Genomic DNA, 19,192 nt, shown 5'->3' with positions numbered 1-19,192 from the left:
CGGTGTGCGCGCTTGAGGGGGACAGCTCGTGGTTGCCACGCTTTCGCAGGATCTGGAGTTGGATGCGCAGACGGCCGCCGTCGCCCGTCACATCATCGAGTTCGATCCGAAGGCGGCGTCGGGTTACCGCTTCGCCGTCGCACCGGATACCGAGCAGGCGCAGGCTCTGGTCGCATCGCTGCATCCGGACCCGATCCCGTGGCCGGCCGGCCTGGTCCCGATGCCGATGACGCTGAACCCGCCGCCGGCCGACACCGACCCGCTGCCGAAGGCTGATGCCCTTATCGTCACCTACACGGTGGCCGAGGGCGAGGCACTGGCCGACGTACTGACTCCGGGGCGTCCGACCCAGGCCTGGACCCGCTACCGCAACGGGTGGGAGGAGCTCAAGAAGTCGGTGCAGAAGGGGGCACCGTCGCTGATGGCCGGCAAGAATCAGGCCGGAATCTGGACGATGACCCGGATCGGTGACTTCAGCGTCGTGCTGGTGAAGTCAGACCTGCACCCCTCGACCGACGGGCCGGCGCTGCCGATCCGGGCCCTCTGGCGGCAGATGATCGGGCAGGTTCAGCCGCGGCTGGTCATCACCACCGGGACCGCCGGCGGAGTCGGTGCCGACACGCTGCTCGGGGACGTCATCGTCTCGTCGCGGGTGCGCTGGGATGCGACGAAACGTTTCGAGCATGACCTGTGGGCGACCGCGTCCTACAGCAGCGCCGGCAAGCAGCCGTCGCACTCGCACTTCCACACGGCGAATACCAAGCTGATTCCGGTGAATGCCGCCCATCTGCCGCCGGCCGAGCGTGGGCCGAGCATCGTCGCCGACAGCGCGAAGAACCCCGTGTCGGTGCTCTCGACGGACTTCTTCGCCTTCGATGACGCCAACAACCACTACGGATTAAGGACGTTCCAGCCCGATGCGAAGGCCGTCGAGATGGACGACGCCGCGCTGGGCCTGGCCTGCAGCGACCTGGCCGATCCGCCGCCCTGGGTGAGCGTGCGCAATGCCTCGGACCCGCAGATGAATGCGGCCACCCTGGCCGAGGAGACGAAGCAGGCGGCCGCCATCTACGAGCAGTACGGGTACTGGACCACCGTCGGCTCGGCGATCACCTGCTGGGCGCTCGTCGCCGGCCTGGCGAAGAAGTAAGTTTCGGCTTCAGCTACAGAGACGGTAGCCGCGCTTCACGACCGTCTCCACGATTCGCGGATCGTTCAGGCTGGCCCGGAGCCGTCCGATCGCGACCTCGACCGCGTGCGGGTCGGTGCCGCCACCGGGGAGTGCGTTGAGCAGCTCCTCGCGCGGAACCACCCGTCCCGGTTCGTCGGCCAGCCGCCGGAGCAGGGCGATCCCGGTGCCCCCCACCGGCAGCAGCTTCCCGTCCACCACCACCGCCTGTCCGCGGATCTCGATGGCTCGATCGGCCGAGACGATACTGCGGCCGCGCCACTTCGGCAGCTCGTCGACGATGGTCTTCACCAGCGCGCCCAGGCGGAACCGCTCCGGTTGGGCCACCGTGATTCCATGCGCGGTCAGTGGCGCCGCGGTGACCGGGCCGACGCAGGCGGCGAGCACGTCCGTGCTCAGCGCCGTGATCACCTCGCTGAACTGCATCGTCTGGGCGACCTTCAGCAGGTTCGCGGTGGCCGCCGCGCTGGTGAACGCGACCGCGTCGACGCCGCGGGCGGCGATCGTGCCGATGAGGCGCGTCAGCGGCGCACGATCCTCCGGCAGCACGGAACGGTAGACGGGCACCTCGATCACCTCGGCCCCCTGGGAGCGCAGCGCGTCGAGGAACCAGGCTAGCGGCTCCCCGTGCAGCTGGACCGCGATCTTCTTGCCGTGCAGCGATCGCTGCCCGAGATGGCTGAGGACCTCGATCGTGGACTCCGACTCCGGAGCCCACGCCTCGGTTAGGCCGGCTACCCGTACCGCACCGCGGACCTTCGGCCCCCGGGCGATCAGTTCGGCGCGCCCGATGGTGTCGAGCAGCTGCTCGCCGATGCCCCACCCCTCGGCCGCTTCGATCCAGCCGCGCAGGCCGATGCCGGTGGTGGCGACCACGATGTCCACCCCCCGGGCCAGGCAGTGCAGGGTGGCCTCGCGCAGCAGCGCGTCGTCCGAGAGCGGGATGATGCGTACCGCGGGGGCGTAGACGACGGCTGCCCCCTGCCGTTCAAGGGCCGCCCCGAACTCCCGCCGCCGACGCGACGCGGTTACCGCCACCGTGTAGCCCGCCAGTGGGGGCACCGGAGCGATCTGCGCCAACGGCGAGGTCACGGTTGGTACAGCTCGGCGTCGCGGCCCGTGGACTGCGCCGCTACCTCCACCATGACCTCCACCACCGATCCGGCCAGGCGTACCGGATAGCTGGCCACGGTGACCTCGTCGTTGTCGAGGCAACGCCCGGTCGCGAGGTCGAAGACCTGCTTGTGCAGCGGCGAAGCTACCGTCGGGCGCTCGCCCCGGGTACCCACGATGCCCCGGGAGAGAACCGCGGCGCCGGTGAAAGGGTCGATGTTGCCGATCGCATAGAGGGAATCGTCGTAGGTGCGGAAGATCGCGATCTGGGTCTGCCCGATCAACGCGGCGACGCCCCGCTCCGGCTGCAGTTGCGTCAACTCGCAGACGCGCTGCCAGGGGGCAGCGGCGGACGTGGGTTCGCTGATCTCGACGACGGTGGCTGTGCTCATCGGACGGCTCCTTCGAGGATCTGAAGCAGTGGGGTCTGTGGGGCCGGGCGGATCTGGCCGCGCTCCTCGCGGAAGGAGATGGTCGGGTCGGGGGTTCCCGGGGCGTTCACGAAGGAGACGAAGCGACTGAGCCGCTGCGGGTCGTCGAGCACCCCGCGCCATTCGTCGGCGTAGTTGCCGACGTGGGCCTCCATGGCCGCGTCGAGGTCGGCGCAGATGCCGAGACTGTCGTCGATGATCACCGAGCGAAGATACGCGATTCCGTCGGTGCCGCCGCCGAGCGACTCCACCCAGCCCGCGGTGCGCTGCAGCCGGTCGGCGGTGCGCACATAGAACATCAGGTACCTGTCGATGGTGCGGATCAGCGTCTCGCGATCGAGGTCGGTGGCCAGTAGGTCGGCGTGCCGGGGTCGGAATCCGCCGTTGCCGCCAACGTAGAGGTTCCAGCCGTGCTCGGTCGCGATGACGCCGATGTCCTTGCTCTGCGCCTCCGCGCACTCACGGGCGCAGCCGGAGACACCGGCCTTGATCTTGTGCGGTGAACGCAGGCCGCGGTAGCGCAGTTCGAGGTCGATGGCCAGCGTCACCGAATCCTGCACGCCGTAGCGGCACCAGTCCGAGCCGACGCAGGACTTCACCGTCCGCAGCGATTTCCCGTAGGCGTGACCGGACTCGAAGCCGGCCTCGACGAGACGCCGCCAGATGTCGGGCAGTTGTTCGACGCGGGCGCCGAGCATGTCGATTCGCTGGCCGCCGGTGATCTTGGTGTACAGGCCGTAGTCGCGGGCGATCTCGCCGATGACGATGAGCCCCTCCGGCGTGATCTCGCCGCCCGCCACTCGTGGAATCACCGAGTAGGTGCCGTCCTTCTGCATGTTGGCCAGGAAGTGGTCGTTGGTGTCCTGCAGCGCCGCCTGCTCGCCGTCCAGGATGTGCCCGTTGTTCTGGCTGGCCAGGATCGAGGCGACCGCCGGCTTGCAGATGTCGCAGCCACGCCCGGTGCCGTGTGCGCTGACGATCTCGCTGAAGGTCCTCAGCTGCCGAACCCGGACGATGTCGAATAGCTCGGCCCGGCTCATGGCGAAGTGCTCGCAGAGCGCGGTCGACACTTCGATTCCGGTCTCGGCCAGCAGAGTCTTCAGCAGCGGCACGCAGGACCCGCAGCCGGTGCCGGCCTTGGTGCAGGCCTTGATCCCGGCCACGTCGGTGAGACCCTGCTCGACGATCGAGGAGCAGATGCTGCCTTTGGTGACATTCTCACAGGAGCAGACAAGGGCGTCATCGGAGAGCGTGAGGCCACCGCTGGAACCCTCGACGTCGCTGATGAGCCCGACCGGATCACCGTTCAGGGACTGGCCGACCATGGTCTTGAGCGCGGCGTACTTGGACGCGTCACCGACCAGCACGCCCCCGAGGATCGTCTGGGCGGCGTCGTCGACCACCAGCTTGGCGTAGGTGCCGTTGATCGGATTGCTGATCGCCACCTCAAGAGCACCCTCGGCTCCGGCGAGGGCATCGCCGAAACTCGCCACGTCCACGCCCATCAGCTTCAGCTTGGTCGAGAGATCGCCGCCGGTGAAGGTGGCGGGCACCCCGGAGTCCAGCAGTTGACTCGCCGCAACCTCGGCCATCGTGTAGCCCGGCCCGACGAGACCCCAGATTCGTCCATCAATCAGGGCACATTCGCCGATCGCGAAGATACTCTCGTCGCTGGTCCGGCACCCCAGATCGACCGCTATCCCGCCGCGCGGCCCGACCTCGAGACCCGCGTCGCGGGCCAGTTGGTCACGCGGGCGGATACCGGCCGAGAAGACGACGACATCCAGGTCGAGTTCGGTGCCGTTGGTCAGCGTGGCCAGCAGGCGGGTCCGATCCGGCTCGATCTTGGCGATTGACGTGCCGAGGTGAACGGTGACGTCGAGATCCTCAATCAACCCCTTCAGTAGCTGGCCACCACCCTCGTCGACCTGTAGCGGCATCAACCGCGGGGCCATCTCGACGACGTGCGGCGAGATGCCCAGTAATCGCAGGGCATGCGCCGCCTCCAGCCCGAGCAGGCCGCCGCCGACCACCATGCCGGCCGACCGTCCCCCGCCGCGCTGGCGGGCCGCGGCCACCGCCTCGCGGATCGCCTCCAGGTCGGCGATGGTGCGGTAGACGTAGCAGTTGTCCAGGTCGTGCCCGGGCACCGGCGGGACGAACGGGTAGGAGCCGGTCGCGAGCACCAGAGCATCGTAGGGGTAGCTGCGGCCAGAGCGTGTCTTGACGACCTTGGCGTCCCGGTCGATATCGATCGCCTCTTCGTCCACGACGAGGGTGTAGCCGGGATCTTCATAGAAACCCTCGGTAACGACGTCGAGGTCGGCTGCGCTCTTGCCGTCGAAGAAGGAGGAGAGCGCGACCCTGTCATACGCGGCGAGCGGCTCCTCGCCGAGTACCGTGACCATCCAGGCCCGGTCGGCGTCGGCCGCGGCGAAGCGCTCCACGAAGCGCTGCCCGACCATGCCATTGCCGACGACGACTAGGCGCTTGATCTGCGGCGGTGCGAGCTGCTCTGACATTCGTGGGTTCCTCCGGTTTCGTCTGTGCGACGTCACAATCTCGCAGTGCCCGATGGCAGTCGGGCGACAGCTGGATTTCCCAATTGCTAAGTACTGCTCACGCGCTCGGAGCACCGTTGTGAGCACCGGAAATATCCGAATTCACAGCCAGTTGAGCGGCCTGTGCGAGGAATTTTCTACACCCGTAGCAGGTCCGGACACACACTCGAAACATCCGCTGGCGACGGTCTGCTCACACCCAAAACGAGGAGCAATCGATGACCGCGACAACCGAGGCGCCGCCCGCCGGCAGTACCGCTGCCCTAGAGCGTAAGGGACGCTGGATAGACCATTGGGACCCGGAGGATCCGACGTTCTGGAATGAAACCGGTAGCCCGATCGCGCGGAGAAATCTGCTGGTCAGCATCTTCAGCGAGCACGTCGGATTCTCGATCTGGAGTCTCTGGTCGGTCTTCGTTCTCTTTCTCGGACCCAAGTACGGGCTGAGCAAGGTACCGGCTGATGCGGCGGCCCAGAAGTTCATGCTCACGACGCTGCCGACCGCACTCGGAGCTGGCGTGCGCATTCCCTACACCTTGGCCGTGGCCCGCTTCGGTGGTCGGAACTGGACGATCGTCAGTGCACTCGCACTGTTGATCCCGACCGTCGGTGCCGCGATTTTCCTGAAAGAGGGTTCAACCTACGGCGAGCTGTTGGTGCTCTCCGCGTTGGCCGGCGTCGGCGGCGGCAACTTCGCCTCGTCGATGACCAACATCAACGCCTTCTACCCGCAGCGGCTCAAGGGCGCAGCCCTCGGCCTCAACGCCGGTGGGGGCAACCTCGGGGTCGCGGTGGTCCAGCTCGTCGGTCTGCTCGTGCTGGCGACGGCGGGCAAGGAACATCCCCGGGTCATTCTGGGTGTCTACATCCCGTTGGTGGTGATCGCTGCCACCTGTGCCGCGCTCTACATGGACAACCTCAGCCAGGTCCGCAACGAGAAGCACGCCTTGCGTGACGTCTGCAAGGATCCGAACACCTGGGTCATGTCGGTGCTGTACATCGGGACGTTCGGCTCCTTCATCGGCTTCGGCTTCGCCTTCGGGCAGGTGCTGAGCAACCAGTTCCCGGCGCACTTCCTGTCGATGAACGCGACGACCCATAAGCTCGCCGTGGATCCGGTGAAGGTGGCCTACCTGACCTTTCTGGGGCCGCTGATCGGATCGCTGATCCGGCCGGTGGGCGGTTGGCTGGCCGATCGGGTCGGCGGTGCGCGCACGACGATGGTGAACTTTCTGGCTATGGCGGCGGCCGCGCTCGTGGTGCTGATTGCCTCAATCGAGAAGTCGCTGCCGGTCTTCTTCGTCGGATTCATCCTGCTCTTCGTCTTCAGTGGCATCGGCAACGGATCGACCTACAAGATGATTCCCGCTATTTTCAAGGCGAAGTCCGATGTGCTGGTGGCCGATGGGGTGACGGCTGCGAAGGCCAGCCATGACGCCCGCCGGCTCTCCAATGCGCTGATCGGGGTGGCCGGGGCGATCGGGGCCTTCGGTGGTGTCTTCGTCAACATCGCCTTCCGGCAGTCGTTCCTGAACTATCACAACGGCAATGCGGCCTACGTGGCGTTCATCGTGTACTACCTGATCTGCGCGGCGCTCACCGTCGGCGTGTACGTCGCACCCCGCCGCGGAAGGCTGGCCGGCGTCTGACTCCCGGTTCGCTTCAGCAACGATCCTGCAGATCGGGCGCCAGAGCCCCCGATCTGCAGGATCGTTCGCGTCTCAGGCATTGACATGTGACTAAATGGTCACCTATCGTTCGAGATGTGGACGAGGTATTTCGCGCGCTGGCCGATCCGACTCGGCGCGCTCTGCTCGACGAGCTCTTCACGACCGACGGGCAGAGCCTCAGTGCTCTCGAGGCGCGCTTCGGGATCACCCGCTTCGGCGTCATGAAGCACCTGAAGGTGCTGGAGGAGGCCGGGCTGGTGGTGACCCGACGTGCGGGTCGGGAGAAGTTGCACTACCTGAACGCGGTTCCCATCCGTCTGGTTCACGATCGATGGGTCAGTAAGTACTCAGAAACATGGGTCGCTGGGCTCAGTGACCTCAAGACGAGACTGGAGAATTCGATGGAGAAGATCTTCGAGATCTACATTCGCACCACGCGCGAGCGTCTCTGGGAGGCGATCACCGATGGCGAGACTCGCGGCAAGTTCCAGTTCGGCAACCGGGTCACCTCCGACTGGAGCGTCGGCTCGAGCATGGAGATGACCAACCCCGGGGCGCCGGGCGTCGTCCTCGGCGACGGGGTGAACCTGGAGGTCGACCCGCCGCGGCGGCTCGTCCAGACGATGAACTGCCTCTGGGACGATGAGGTCAAAGCCGAGGGAACCTCCAGGGTTACCTGGGAGATCGAGCCCGTGGGCGACTCATGCCGCCTGGTCGTGACCCACGATCAACTGCGCGAAGGGGCCAACTCGCAGGTCTACGGCGGCTGGCCGATGATCCTCTCCGGCCTGAAGACCTGGCTGGAGACGGGCGAGATCCTGACCACGCCCGGCTCCCTGATGTACATGCGCTAGATGTGCGTGCCCGCCCACTTCGGCTCGTAGATTGCCGGTGATTCGACCAGCGGCTCGTCGGTGAACTCACCGGTGCGGGCCAGCTCGCGGCTACGTCGCCAACCGGCGGCGGCCCGCGGGTGGTAGCGGCGATCGAGCGGCACCAGGTGCCAGCCGAGGGCGATCGAGCGTCCCACCAGTTTGAACAACAGTGCGTCGAGTTTCGTCCAGCGATAGCCCAGGCGGCGGCGCACCGAGTCCGGGTAGGCCGCCACCGTGATCCAGAGCAGCAGCCGGGTCGTCGGCCCGCGCAGCACCCGCCAGACGACATCCGGGAGTCCGGCCAATTTCGGCGGAGCGGCGATGGCCTTCAGGTCGAGGACGGCCCGGGTGGCCCAGTTGTCCTCGAGAACCTCGCGGCACATGTAGTCGTAGTACTCCATGAAGCTCGCCCAGTCCGGCGGGACCGGGCGCATGCTCAGGCCGTAGAGGCGGTACCACTGCACACCCTCGGCGTAGATCTGCTCCTTCTCGGCCAGCGTCAACGGCGTGCCGAAGTACTCGCAGACCAGCACGCTGCTGAGCAGGAAGGTGGTGTGGGCCCAGAAGTAGGTCTCCGGGTTGAGCGCGCTGTAGGGGCGCCCGGCCTTGTCGATCCCCTTGATATTCAGGTGATAGTCGCGCACCTTGCGGGCGGTCTCGGCCGCCTGGGGCCCGTCGTAGACCACGCCGCCGATCGGGTAGAGCGAGCGGTAGAGGCGCTCCCAGCGCTCGTCGAAGAAGTGCGAGTGCTCCTCCACTCCGGCGCCGAGTTGCGGGTGCATGTTCTGCATCGAGCCGGCCCAGAGTGTGAGCAGCATGCCGCGCCAATCACCGAAGTGCTTCCAGGTGAGTGAATCGGGGCCAAGGTACTCCGGCACAACTGCCTCCACGGGTCGGCGTCAGTGGCAACTGATGACATCTGTCCTCAACCTAGGGTATGAGGACGGCCGTCGTCAACCTCGCCGGCGGACTTGAACGCACCGGCCGATAAGGGATGATCAGCGGTGTGAGCAGCAGCGTCTGGGCCGGGACGACCCTTGAGGAGCGTCGCAACGGCCGGCGAAGCGCGCTGCTGGCGGCGGCGTTGGAGCTCTTCGGCACCGAAGGCAGCCAGGCCGTCACGGTGCGCTCGGTCTGCCGGGCCACCAAGCTCACCGATCGATACTTCTACGAGAACTTCGCCAACCGCGACGAGCTAGTGCTGGCCGTCTACGACCAGGTTCTCGATGAGGCCTCGGAGGCGCTGACGCGGGCGGTGGCGCAGCCGAACGATAATCCGGTCGAGGTGGCTCGAGCCGCCGTGGATGCCTTCGTCGCGGTGCTGGCCGATGACCGGCGCAAGGGACGCATCCTGCTGCTGGAGCCGCAGGCCGATCTCACCCTGCGCGAGCGTGGGCTGGCCCGGATGCCCACCTTTGAAGGCCTGATCCGGGCCCAGCTCGACACGGTGGCCACCGCACCCTACGTAGCGGAGCTGGGCGCGAGCGCGCTCATCGGCGCGCTGTCTAACCTCTTCATCGGCTGGCTGGAGGGCACCCTGAAGGTGACCCGGGAGCAGCTGGTGGACTACTGCGTCGCGCTGCTGCTGGCCGGCCTGCGGCTGGCCAGCGAGGGCGGGACCAGCCAAGGCGTCACCTGAGGAAGGGTTCCAGCAGCCCAGGCGTGGCCTGACGAGCGAGCCGCAGGGATTCCTCCGGGGCCAGATCGGGCACCGCGTAGTGCTGCCCGCCGGCCGCCGTGGTGGCGATCAGGCTGACGAGCCTGGCCCGCCGCTGGAAGAACGTGCGCCGCTCGTTCCAGCCGATGATCCCGTCCGCCTCGAGCACCACCCGCCGCCGGACCAGGCTGCCGTAACGGGTAACCAGGAATCCGTCGACGAACCGGTGCCCGAGCGAGCGGTAACGATCCACCCCGATCGGGATGGCGAGCAGCGCGCCGACGGCCGCCGCAACCGCGAACCACTTCGGAAGGCCTGCGGTAGCCCAGAGCACGATGAGGAGAATCACCAGTAAAAGCCACGGGGTTATCGCCCGGTTGATGCGCCGGCGGCGCGCCCGCGCCGGATGCGGCACGAGGGTCACCGTTGCCGCGTCGGTGCCCGAGGAGTTTCGCTGCGCCTCGCGCAGCGCGATCTCGCCCAGCACGGTGCCGGCCAGATCTGCGATCACCCGCGACGGTGCCGGCGGGGCGAGCACGGTGCCGCCCCGCTGCGAGCCCCGTCCCATGCGCAGCCCGGTGGCGACCGCCACCAGCCGTGCGCCGCGGACCGCGCGCAGGAAGATCGGCTCGCTGATCTCCACGCCACGCAGACGCCGATGCTCGATGCTGGTGGAGCGAGTGGTGAGCAGTCCGCGGGTCACCTGCAGGGTGCCGCCGCTATGCCGGGTCAGCCGGAAGTTCCAGAATGAGAGGACATAGCCGATGATCGACAGCAGCGCCACGACGGCCAGCAGGCTCAGCGTCACCTGGATGACGCTGAGCCACAGTGGCAGACGCTCCAGGTGCCGGGAGGTGTCCTGCACGGCCCGGATCTTGCTGGCGTCGACGTCGGACTGACCGAGCGCGTTGAAGGAGACGCCGACGATGGCCAGGCCGGTGATGGCTCCGGAGAAGGTGAAGGGGGCGTACCGCATCCACGACGGGTCCAGGCGCAGCAGCTCGTCCTCACGCTCCGGCAACGGCTCCGGCGCTGTGGCCACCGGTCGGCCCGGACTCTGCGGGCTGACCCGGGTGCGATGCAGCAGCTCCCCGCGCAGGGAACGTGCCTCGGATACGCTCAGGCCGTCGAGGACCATGCCTGATTTCTTCTCGTCCGAGATGCCGGTGCCGATGCTGACCTTGGCCAGTCCCAGCAGCCGATGCAGCGCGTGCTCGGTGACATCGACGGTGCGAACCCGATCCGCCGGCGTGGTGAGAATGCGCTTTCGAAATAAGCCCGTTCGCAGTTGCACCTGATCCGGCGTGATCTGGAAGCTGGTCGTCGCCCAGCGCATGATGCTCGCGCCGATCACCAGCACGACGCCGATCAAACCCCACCAGTGGCCGTTACCGTTGTGGCCGCCGAAGAGCACGATCCCGATCAGAATCGGGATGAAGCGCCCGACCTCGCGGACCGGATGGACCAGCAGCATCCGGGAGCTGAGCCGCCGCCACGGCACCTCGACCAGCGGCGCCTCGACCAGCGGCGCCTCGACCAGCGGCACCTCGACCGGCGGCGCCTCGACCAGTTCGGGCTCGTGGTGCGGCACGTCGGTCACGTAGCATCCCCGACGCTGGCCGCGGTGGCGATGGTCAGTCGGGCCACCAGATCGTCGGCGGTCTTGGTGTCCAGACCGTGGACCTTGATCGGTCCGGCGGCCGATGCGGTGGTGACGGTGACGTTGGCCAGCTTGAACAACTGCTCCAGCGGGCCGCGCTGGACGTCCACCGTCTGCACCCGGGACAGCGGCGCGATACGCCGCTCCTGGGTGATCCAGCCGGATTGGGCGTAGACGGCCGAGTCGGTGACCTCCCAGAGGTGGACGCGGTAGCGCCAGCGGGGCATCACGATCAGGTGGGCCGTCGCCACCAGCAGCGTCACCGCCAGGATGATCAGCATGACGCGAAAACCACGCTGAGCCGAGTGCTGGCCGCTGACACTGCCGTGGTGCTGCACCTTGATCGCCACCGCGATGACGACCTCGACGATCACGATGACCAGCCACGGGATGAGGGCGCGCAGCGTCCAGAAGCGTTTGGCCCGAGGGCTGACTCGATGCGCGGGGTCGCGCAACTGCAGCTGAGCCGATGTTGTCGTATCCGCAGAATCAGCCATCGCCACCAGCCTGCCACAAGCGCCGATCTCCCCTGCAAGCTCGGTCAGCCCAGGAGATGGTCGAGCGTGTCGTTGCCGAACTTTCCGGCCGGGTCGTATTCGCGCCTCACCCGCTGGAAGTCGGCGAACCGCCCGTAGCGGCCGGCCAGCGTCGCCGGGGGCAGGCTGAAGACCTTCCCCCAGTGCGGACGGGGGGCGAACGGCTCCAGCGCAGCTTCGATGGCCCGAACCGCGACGGCTACCGCCTCGGCGTCCGGACGCCAGGTGAAATGCAGCGCGCAGCTGTCAGTGCCGTAACTGGTGCTCAGCCAGAGTTCGTCGGCCGCCACCGTGCGGATCTCGCAGATCATCAGCGCGGGGGCGATCTGCGGTGCGATCGCCTCCAGCGCCTGCACGGCCGGCCGGGTCAGCGCGCGGGGCAGGAGATACTCCGACTGCAGCTCGTCGCCGTTGCTAGGCGTGAATTCGAGCCGGAAGTGCGGAAGGCGCTCGTGCCAGGGCCCGGCTACCCCACCCTGCTGAGAGCAGGCCCGCGGATCGGCCCCCGGCACCGGGTGTCGCGGTCCGTCGGCCAGTGCCGCACCCATCCAGCTGGTCGGATCGGGAACGACGTCGTCGGCCAGTCGCTTCAGCCAGACATTGTTGAAACGCCGAGACTGCCAGTCGGTGAAGAGGCTGACGCTGTACGCGGCGCCCAGGATCGTCTCGGTCTGCTCGTAGAAGGTCGGGAACGGAAGGTCGTCGTAGACGTACTGGCGGACGTCGAAGGTATCGACGATCTCCAGCGTGAGGGTGGTGACGATTCCGAGGGCCCCCAACCCGACCACGGTGGCGTTGAACTCCGCGTCACTGCGGCTGATGGTGCGGATGCTCCCGTCGGCCAGCACCAGTTCTTGGGCCCGGACGGCCGAGGCCAGGTTCCCGTTGGTCACCCCCGAGCCGTGGGTCGCCGTCGCCACTGCCCCTGCGACCGAGATGTGCGGCAGGGAGGCGAGGTTGCGCAGCGCGAAACCCCGTCCATGCAGGTGGGCGCCGAGCGCGCCGTAGCGAATGCCGGCGCTGGTGGAGACCGTCATCGTCGACTCGTCGATCGCGATGAACTGCGGCAGGTCGGCCACGGAGATGAGCTCGCCGGTCGTGTCGGCCAGTCGATTGAAGGAGTGTCCACTGCCGAGGGCGTGTGCGCGGTCGGCGCGGGCGACGAGGGACTGCAGTTCGGCCAGGGAGGCGGGCCGCTGCACGTCAGACGGGGTGAACCGAACGTTACGAGCCCAGTTGTACGGCATCACCCGACGCTACCCCCGCCTCTCCACCCCCCGCTTTTGGCACACCTGCAGGGATAATCCCTGCAGGTGTGCCAAAAGCGGAGCGGGAGGGGGTTAGCTGCGGAAGGCCTCGACCAGGGAGAAGACCGCGAACCCCAGGAAGATGACCGCGCCGACGCGGTGCAGCAGCTGCACCGAGATGATCCGCAGCAGCGTCTTGCCGGCGGTGATGGCGATCAGCGCGGCGGTCCAGAGCCCGAGCGTGGCCCCGACCGCGACCGAGAGCGCGTCGTGGTACTTGGCGGCGAGGTTGGCCGTGGCGATCTGTGTGATGTCGCCCCACTCACCGATGAAGATGACGCCGAAGGAGCTCGCGATCGCCGCCCACGCGGTGCCGTTGCCGGGCTTCGCGGCGGCGGCCTCCTCCTCGCCCTCCTCTTTGCTGCGGGACTCACGCCACATGAAGATCGCGCCGGCCAGGAAGAGCGCGGCGATGATGAACTCGAGGATGCGGTGCGGGAGCAGCCCGAGCAGGCTGCCGGCGGTGACGGCGATGATGACGTGGACGAGGAAGGCGGCCGCCGCCCCGATGAAGACCCACCGGGCGGCGAAGCGGGTGCCGAGCATCAGCGACGCGAACATGGTCTTGTCGGGGAGCTCGGCGATCAGCACGATGCCGAACACAACTGCTACTACTGCGAAATTCACGTCGATCACTTTCGGTCGCGGCAGGACCGAGGTGAGCCGGACAGCCCGCTTCGGCCTAGCCTTTGGAAGACAACTGGCTAGAACCGAAGGTCTCGTCCACCCGGAGCCGACCTACTGACCAGGTACTGAGCCTGGCGGCCGGTCGAACGGGCCTGGCGGCCGGGCGCGGTAGCGCCAGCATGTCGACCTGCCAGATTGGGGACTACTCCCCTTCGCCTATGCAGCTTAGCCGAGGTTTCACGCTGCCTTGCTGTGATGGTGCTTACGGGCCCGTTCGGAGCGGGCCACCACGTAGATCGAATGGAAGATGCAGAGCGACGCCATCACGACGACGATCGCCCAGAAGGTCCAGTCGTTCCATTCGTACTTCTCGGTCAGATCCCACGTCTCGGCGATGGCGATGAGGAATCCACCCGAGCCGACGATGAACCAGCCCCGTGCCTTGTTCATGAAGTCGATCAGGCCATCCATGATCTCGTCCGGGAGTTGCGCCATCACCTGCTGCCGGCTGGCTTCGCGGCGCTGGCGGGTGAGCCAGAAATGTGCCGGCGGCAGCAGCCACCACCAGGCCGAGACGGGCGGCGGTGGCGGGATCTTGGCCGACGCCTCGATGAGCTCGTCGCGGCGGATGTCCTGATCCCGCAACTCCAGGACGGCCTGGTAGAGCGCCCCGGCGACGAGCAGCCAGGCACCGAGGAAGCCGCACCATTCGATGAAGTCGGGCACCGGCTACACGTTACCGAGGGTCGGCCGGGAGTCTGGGATTCAGCAGGTGGGCGACCAGCGCGGTCCACCCGGTCTGGTGGGTCGCCCCCAGACCCTCGCCGGTGTCGCCGTCGAAGAACTCGCTGAAGGTGGGGTGCTGGCTCCAGAGCGGGCTCTTGCTCGACTCGATCCGTTCGCCGTCGGCCGGTCGCCGCCCGTCGGTTGGACGGAAGAGCGCGGTGAGGCTGGAGTCGATGAGATCGGCCGCGTCGATAAGGGTCTTCCAGTCGCCGGAGCCGGTCGGGATCTCGATCTTGAAGGAGTCGCCGAAGTGCCGTCCGTAGGTTCGCAGCTTGTCGGCCAGCAGCACGTTCACCGGAAACCACACCGGTCCGCGCCAGTTCGAGTTGCCTCCGAAGAGCGCCGTCCGCGACTCGCCGGGCTCGTACTCGATCGACTGGCTCTCGCCCTTCACCTCGGCGGTGATCCTCTCCTTCGCCGCGGCCGAGAGCGACCGGATCCCGAACGGCGAGAGGAACTCGTCGGTGTCGAAGAGGCGGCTCAGGATCTGGCGCAGACGCTCAGGGTTCAACAAAGATAGGAGCATCTGACGCCCACCGGGCCCGGAGCGGGAGAGCAGCGGCCCCACCAGTTCCGGCCGGCGCCGCTGCAGCCAGCGCAGCCGGGCCGTCACGTCCGGGCACTCCAGCGCCAACCAGGAGGGCACCTCGGTGGCGCCGAGGATCGGCAGCAGCCCGACCATCGAACGCACCCGCATCGGCTGGGCGTTGCCGTCGGGGTCGACCAGCACGTCGTAGAAGAAACCGTCCTCCTCGTGCCAGAGCGACGAGCCCTGCGAACCGAAGTCGTTCATCGACCGGGAGATCCAGAGGAAATGCTCGAGGAATTTCGTCGCCGCATCCTCCCAGGCCGGGTCGCTGCGGCTCAATTCGATGGCGATCTTGAACATCTGCTGGCAGTAGAAGGCCATCCAGCTCGTCGCGTCCGACTGCTCGAGGCGATACCCCGGCGGCAGGGGCGCCGAGCGGTCGAAGAGGCCGATGTTGTCCATGCCGAGGAACCCGCCCTCGAAGAGGTTCGAACCGGTCGAGTCCTTGCGGTTAACCCACCAGGAGAAGTTCAGCAGCAGCTTGGTGAAGACGCGGATCAGGAAGTCGCGGTCGCGGTAGCCGTCGATGCGGTAGACGTGCCAGGCCGCCCAGGCGTGTACCGGCGGATTGACGTCACCGAAGGCCCATTCGTAGGCCGGCAGCTGCCCATTGGGGTGGATCGACCACTCCCGGCACATCAGTACCAGCTGCTCCTTGGCGAACTCGGGGTCGACGTGGGCCAGCGGAATGGCGTGGAAGGCCAGATCCCAGGCGGCGAACCAGGGGTACTCCCACTCATCAGGCATTGAGATGACGTCGGCCAGCGACATGTGCCGCCACCCGGTGTTGCGCCCACCCTTACCCTGACGGGCATCCGGGGCGTGGGCGCCGACCGGATCCCCCTCCAGCCACTGCTCGACGTCGTAACGGTAAAGCTGCTTCCCCCAGAGCAGGCCGGCGTAGGCGCGCCGGGCCACGTGGTAGTCATCGGCGCTCATGCCCTGATGGATGACGGTGGAGTAGAACTCGTCGGCCTCCGCCAGCCGGTCGCGGTTGACCGCGTCGAAGCCGGGGCCGAAGGTGAACTCGTCCGGGGCGTTCTGCGACATGCGCAGCTCGATGCTCACCGTCTCGCCCGGTTCGATGGCGTCGAAGTGGTACCAGAAGGCGGCCTTCGTGCCCTCGCCGAGGGAGTTCACCGCCTTCGTATCGCCGTTGACGATCCGGTTGTTGATGCCGTCCTTGGTGAACTTGGTCCGATTGGCCTTCGCCCCGAAGAGGGCCACGGAGTTGGTCTCGTTCTCGCAGAAGAGCACCTCCGGGCTGCCCTTGGCGGCGACGAAGTAGCGGCCGAGGAAGCCGTGCGTGGTCTCGACGGCCTCCACCCCGCCGACGGCCAGGGTGGGTGGGAGGAGCTGATCGATGCGTCCGCTGCGAGTGTCCCGCCCCCAGGCCCAGGTGTTGCGGAACCAGAGCTGCGGCAGCACGTCCAGGGGGGCCGACTCCGGACCCTCGTTGGTGACCGTGATGGTGACGCAGATGTCGTCCGGGGCGGCTTTGGCGTAGGTGACCGTCATGTCGAAGAACCGGTCACCGTCGAGGATGCCGGTGTCACCGAGCTCGTACTCGCGTTCATTGCGCCCGCGCTTGGCGTTCTCCTCGCGCAGCTGCTGATAGGGGTACTCGGCCTGCGGGTAGCGGTAGAGCCACTTCATCCAGCTGTGCGAAGGGGTTCCGTCCAGAGCCCACCAGTACTCCTTGGCGTCTTCGCCGTGGTTGCCTTCGGAGTTGGTGAGGCCGAAGAGCCGCTCCTTGAGAATCGGGTCCCTGCCGTTCCAGAGGGCGACGGAGAAGTTCAGAAAGCCGAAGCGGTCACAGATGCCGCCCAGCCCGTCCTCGCCCCAGCGGTAACTGCGGGCCACGGCCTGGTCGAAGGTGAACGACGACCACGGGTCTCCCTCGGCGGAGTAGTCCTCCCGGACGGTTCCCCACTGGCGTCCGGCCAGGTACGGACCCCAGAGCCGCCACGGGCCGCTGGCCGACGGGGATTCGGCCAGCCGGGCGTGTTCGGCGCTCAGATGCTGGCTGCTCGCAACGGTGGGGGAGTCGGGATGGGACTGCGACTTGCCGGAGGCCGTCGCGTTCGCGGACTGGGAGGTGCTCACGGGCTAACTCTGCCGTCCCGCACGTGTCACCCACGTTTCGGGGTGACGAAAACCTTCCCTGTCCCCGTCGCAACGGGTAGCGCGAGGGGCATCGGGCCGCGCCACGGCACGAAGTCGGAGACGGGTCACAACGGCTTCACCCAGCGCGACCACTCTGGCTGGCGCCGGTAGTCGTTGGCTGACCAGGTGGCCTGCCCGAGGGTGTTCGCGTCTAGCACCATCGCATCCGCGCGGGTGCCGCCGAACTCGAGGAAGCGCGATTCGGCGGCTCTGAGCAGGGCCCGCCCGAGACCGGCTCCGCGCCGGGTGGGGGCGACCGCCAACCGGTAGATGTGGCAGCGCCAGCCGTCCCAGCCGGCGATCACCGAACCGATGATCTCGGCGGTGACCGTGCCGGCGGCGGCGCCAGCGCCGGCGGTGGCATCAGGCTCGACCGCGACCAGCAGCGCACCGTGGTCGCGGACGATGAGCCGCTCCACGGCATCTCGGCTGTCCGGCGGGCGGTGCGCGTCCTCGGCGGCGACGCTCCAGAACTGTAGGATCTGATCGATTTCAGTGGGACGGATTGGGCGGATCACCGGTAATTCGTCGGTCATACCGAAACCCTAGGCCGCCGGGTGCTCCGGGTCGGTGCGGTGGCTGATGTCTCGAGCATGGGGGAGACTGTGCCGATGATGGCCGGCTGGTACCCCGATCCGGCGCAGGTCGGACTGCTGCGGTGGTGGGACGGCATCTCGTGGACCGGCCACACCCTCCCCAATCCGCAGGCCGGCAATCCGCAGGCCGATCTGGCCCGCGAGACCCAGGCCGCCCGGTGGGTCGATCGGGCCCTGATGGCCGCTCCGGCCATCTACGGCCTCACCTTCGTCCTGGTCGCGGTGGCGATGGGTTACCTCTTCGACGGGGTACGCACGGCCATCAGTCAGGGCCAGGTCTACACCGACGGCACCGCCGCCGACCCGTTCGACGGCCATGCGTCGCGGGTTTTCCTCCTCTTCGGCGGGGTCGAGTTGCTCGGTGTCGCCACCCTCGCCGTCCAGATCATCTTCATGATCTGGCTATACCGGTCGGCCGTCTTCGCTCAGCGTGCCGGGCTACCGGCCCGCCGCTCGCCCATCTGGGGCGTTCTCGGTTTCATCATCCCGATCATCCAGTACTGGTTTCCGTACCAATCCGTCGCCGACCTCTTCCCACCCGGCCATCCCAAGCGAGCTCTGGTTGGCTGGTGGTGGGCCGGGTGGCTCGGGCAGTCGTTCGCACTGCTGCCGATCTTTGTGGCGGCGATCTTCTCCACATCGACCGCGGTGATCCTCGCCCTGCTCCTCTGCGCCATCCCCGTACTCACAGCCCGCACTGGGCGCCTCCTAGTCGCCGCGTCCGGGCAGACACACGCCGAACGGATCGGCGCCGGTCAGCCGGTGTAGCGATCCAGATGGATGGCGTCGGCGACCGGGCGCCGGGACCGCCAGCCCAGACGCTCCAGGTCCGGCACCTCCTCGAGGTGGGTCACCGGCCCGACGCAGAGCCAGCAGACCGGACGCACACCGGCCGGGATCTCCAGCAGTTGCTGTAGGAACGGCTCACGGTAGAACGACACCCAGCCGACCCCCAGCCCCTCGGCCGTCGCGGCCAGCCAGAGGTTCTGGATGGCCAGGCAGGTCGAGTAGAGGCCGGCGTCGGCGATAGCGTGGCGTCCGAGGACGGCCGGCGACCCGCGGTCGGCGTCGTAGGTGATGACGATCCCGAGCGTCGACTCCAGGATGCCCTCGACCTTGATCCGGGCGAAGGTCTGGGCGTCGACGTCACTGAGCGTGGAGTTGAAGACGTCCCGCTCGGTCGCGACGTGCTGCTGGAAGCTGCGGCGCAGCCCCTGGTCGCGGACCAGGATGAAGTCCCAGGGCTGGGTCATACCGACGCTCGGGGCGGCGTGCGCGGCCCCCAGAATTCGCTCCAGTGCCTCGCCCGGGATGGGTTCGCCGGTGAACTGGGCCCGCACGTCGCGGCGGCGGTTGATCACGTCGTACAGGTCGGTCGTCGGTTGCTGGGGAAGGCTTACGGGTAACGGCATTGCAGAACTCCCACTGT

Annotated in this window: 17 protein-coding genes; 5 read left to right on the top strand and 12 right to left on the bottom strand. The window is 67.5% G+C overall.

Annotated elements, in window-relative coordinates; all coding sequences use genetic code 11:
• Nucleotides 1-28: 28 nt before the first annotated feature.
• On the top strand, nucleotides 29-1,150 hold the full coding sequence (locus CPH63_RS02980; RefSeq protein ID WP_096301503.1) for a hypothetical protein: 1,122 nt from the start codon (nucleotides 29-31) through the stop codon (nucleotides 1,148-1,150).
• Nucleotides 1,151-1,159: 9 nt separating this feature from the next.
• Here CPH63_RS02980 and CPH63_RS02975 read toward each other — a convergent pair whose 3' ends face one another.
• The 3 genes from CPH63_RS02975 to nirB are packed head-to-tail and all read right to left on the bottom strand — an operon-like array spanning nucleotide 1,160 to nucleotide 5,255.
• On the bottom strand, nucleotides 1,160-2,281 hold the full coding sequence (locus CPH63_RS02975) for a uroporphyrinogen-III synthase (protein ID WP_241895791.1): 1,122 nt from the start codon (nucleotides 2,279-2,281) through the stop codon (nucleotides 1,160-1,162).
• Nucleotides 2,278-2,694: a nitrite reductase small subunit NirD gene (gene nirD / locus CPH63_RS02970; protein ID WP_096301502.1), complete on the bottom strand. Its 417-nt coding sequence runs from the start codon at nucleotides 2,692-2,694 to the stop codon at nucleotides 2,278-2,280. The genes CPH63_RS02975 and nirD overlap by 4 nt, the downstream gene beginning before the upstream one ends.
• Entirely contained in the window at nucleotides 2,691-5,255 is a 2,565-nt protein-coding gene (nirB, locus tag CPH63_RS02965; protein ID WP_096301501.1) for a nitrite reductase large subunit NirB, read from the bottom strand. Before nirB ends, nirD begins: the two co-directional genes overlap by 4 nt.
• A gap of 257 nt (nucleotides 5,256-5,512) precedes the next feature.
• Here nirB and CPH63_RS02960 point away from each other — a divergent pair, with 257 nt between their 5' ends.
• Both CPH63_RS02960 and CPH63_RS02955 read left to right on the top strand, forming a co-directional pair.
• A complete protein-coding gene (locus CPH63_RS02960; RefSeq protein ID WP_096301500.1) occupies nucleotides 5,513-6,943 on the top strand; it encodes a NarK/NasA family nitrate transporter in 1,431 nt (476 codons plus the stop codon).
• A 116-nt stretch (nucleotides 6,944-7,059) separates the two neighbouring features.
• Nucleotides 7,060-7,818, top strand: a complete 759-nt coding sequence (locus CPH63_RS02955; RefSeq protein ID WP_096301499.1) for an SRPBCC domain-containing protein — start codon at nucleotides 7,060-7,062, stop codon at nucleotides 7,816-7,818.
• On the opposite strand, the gene CPH63_RS02950 is transcribed toward CPH63_RS02955, so the two are convergent.
• Nucleotides 7,815-8,717 (bottom strand): oxygenase MpaB family protein, encoded by a 903-nt coding sequence (locus CPH63_RS02950; protein WP_206745635.1) that lies wholly within the window; start codon nucleotides 8,715-8,717, stop codon nucleotides 7,815-7,817. The genes CPH63_RS02955 and CPH63_RS02950 overlap by 4 nt on opposite strands.
• Before the next feature lie 128 nt (nucleotides 8,718-8,845).
• On the opposite strand from CPH63_RS02950, the gene CPH63_RS02945 reads away from it, so the two are divergent.
• Nucleotides 8,846-9,478, top strand: coding sequence for a TetR/AcrR family transcriptional regulator (locus CPH63_RS02945; protein ID WP_096304906.1), 633 nt, complete (start codon nucleotides 8,846-8,848; stop codon nucleotides 9,476-9,478).
• Here the strand turns inward: CPH63_RS02945 and CPH63_RS02940 are convergent.
• From CPH63_RS02940 to CPH63_RS02905, 7 genes are all read right to left on the bottom strand, one after another.
• Complete coding sequence (locus tag CPH63_RS02940; RefSeq protein WP_197704545.1) at nucleotides 9,471-11,096, bottom strand: PH domain-containing protein; 1,626 nt, start codon at nucleotides 11,094-11,096, stop codon at nucleotides 9,471-9,473. The genes CPH63_RS02945 and CPH63_RS02940 overlap by 8 nt on opposite strands.
• Complete coding sequence (locus CPH63_RS02930; protein WP_096301498.1) at nucleotides 11,093-11,653, bottom strand: PH domain-containing protein; 561 nt, start codon at nucleotides 11,651-11,653, stop codon at nucleotides 11,093-11,095. Before CPH63_RS02930 ends, CPH63_RS02940 begins: the two co-directional genes overlap by 4 nt.
• Before the next feature lie 44 nt (nucleotides 11,654-11,697).
• The gene (locus tag CPH63_RS02925) at nucleotides 11,698-12,939 is read right to left on the bottom strand and encodes a D-arabinono-1,4-lactone oxidase (protein ID WP_096301497.1); all 1,242 of its coding nucleotides are present in this window, start codon (nucleotides 12,937-12,939) and stop codon (nucleotides 11,698-11,700) included.
• 93 nt (nucleotides 12,940-13,032) lie between these two features.
• Nucleotides 13,033-13,626 (bottom strand): TMEM165/GDT1 family protein, encoded by a 594-nt coding sequence (locus CPH63_RS02920; protein WP_096304904.1) that lies wholly within the window; start codon nucleotides 13,624-13,626, stop codon nucleotides 13,033-13,035.
• Nucleotides 13,627-13,863: 237 nt separating this feature from the next.
• Nucleotides 13,864-14,352: a hypothetical protein gene (locus tag CPH63_RS02915; RefSeq protein WP_096301496.1), complete on the bottom strand. Its 489-nt coding sequence runs from the start codon at nucleotides 14,350-14,352 to the stop codon at nucleotides 13,864-13,866.
• Nucleotides 14,353-14,362: 10 nt separating this feature from the next.
• On the bottom strand, nucleotides 14,363-17,020 hold the full coding sequence (locus CPH63_RS02910; protein WP_096304903.1) for a glucosidase: 2,658 nt from the start codon (nucleotides 17,018-17,020) through the stop codon (nucleotides 14,363-14,365).
• A 212-nt stretch (nucleotides 17,021-17,232) separates the two neighbouring features.
• Nucleotides 17,233-17,703 (bottom strand): GNAT family N-acetyltransferase, encoded by a 471-nt coding sequence (locus tag CPH63_RS02905; protein WP_096301495.1) that lies wholly within the window; start codon nucleotides 17,701-17,703, stop codon nucleotides 17,233-17,235.
• 39 nt (nucleotides 17,704-17,742) lie between these two features.
• Between CPH63_RS02905 and CPH63_RS02900 the strand changes: the two genes are divergently transcribed.
• On the top strand, nucleotides 17,743-18,531 hold the full coding sequence (locus CPH63_RS02900; RefSeq protein WP_157749235.1) for a DUF4328 domain-containing protein: 789 nt from the start codon (nucleotides 17,743-17,745) through the stop codon (nucleotides 18,529-18,531).
• Here CPH63_RS02900 and bluB read toward each other — a convergent pair.
• The gene (bluB, locus tag CPH63_RS02895) at nucleotides 18,519-19,175 is read right to left on the bottom strand and encodes a 5,6-dimethylbenzimidazole synthase (protein ID WP_096301493.1); all 657 of its coding nucleotides are present in this window, start codon (nucleotides 19,173-19,175) and stop codon (nucleotides 18,519-18,521) included. The genes CPH63_RS02900 and bluB overlap by 13 nt on opposite strands.
• Between the last annotated feature and the right edge of the window lie 17 nt (nucleotides 19,176-19,192).

The organism is Jatrophihabitans sp. GAS493, from assembly GCF_900230215.1.
Taxonomy (GTDB): Bacteria; Actinomycetota; Actinomycetes; order Mycobacteriales; family Jatrophihabitantaceae; genus MT45.
This window is presented reverse-complemented; position numbering and strand designations above follow the sequence as displayed.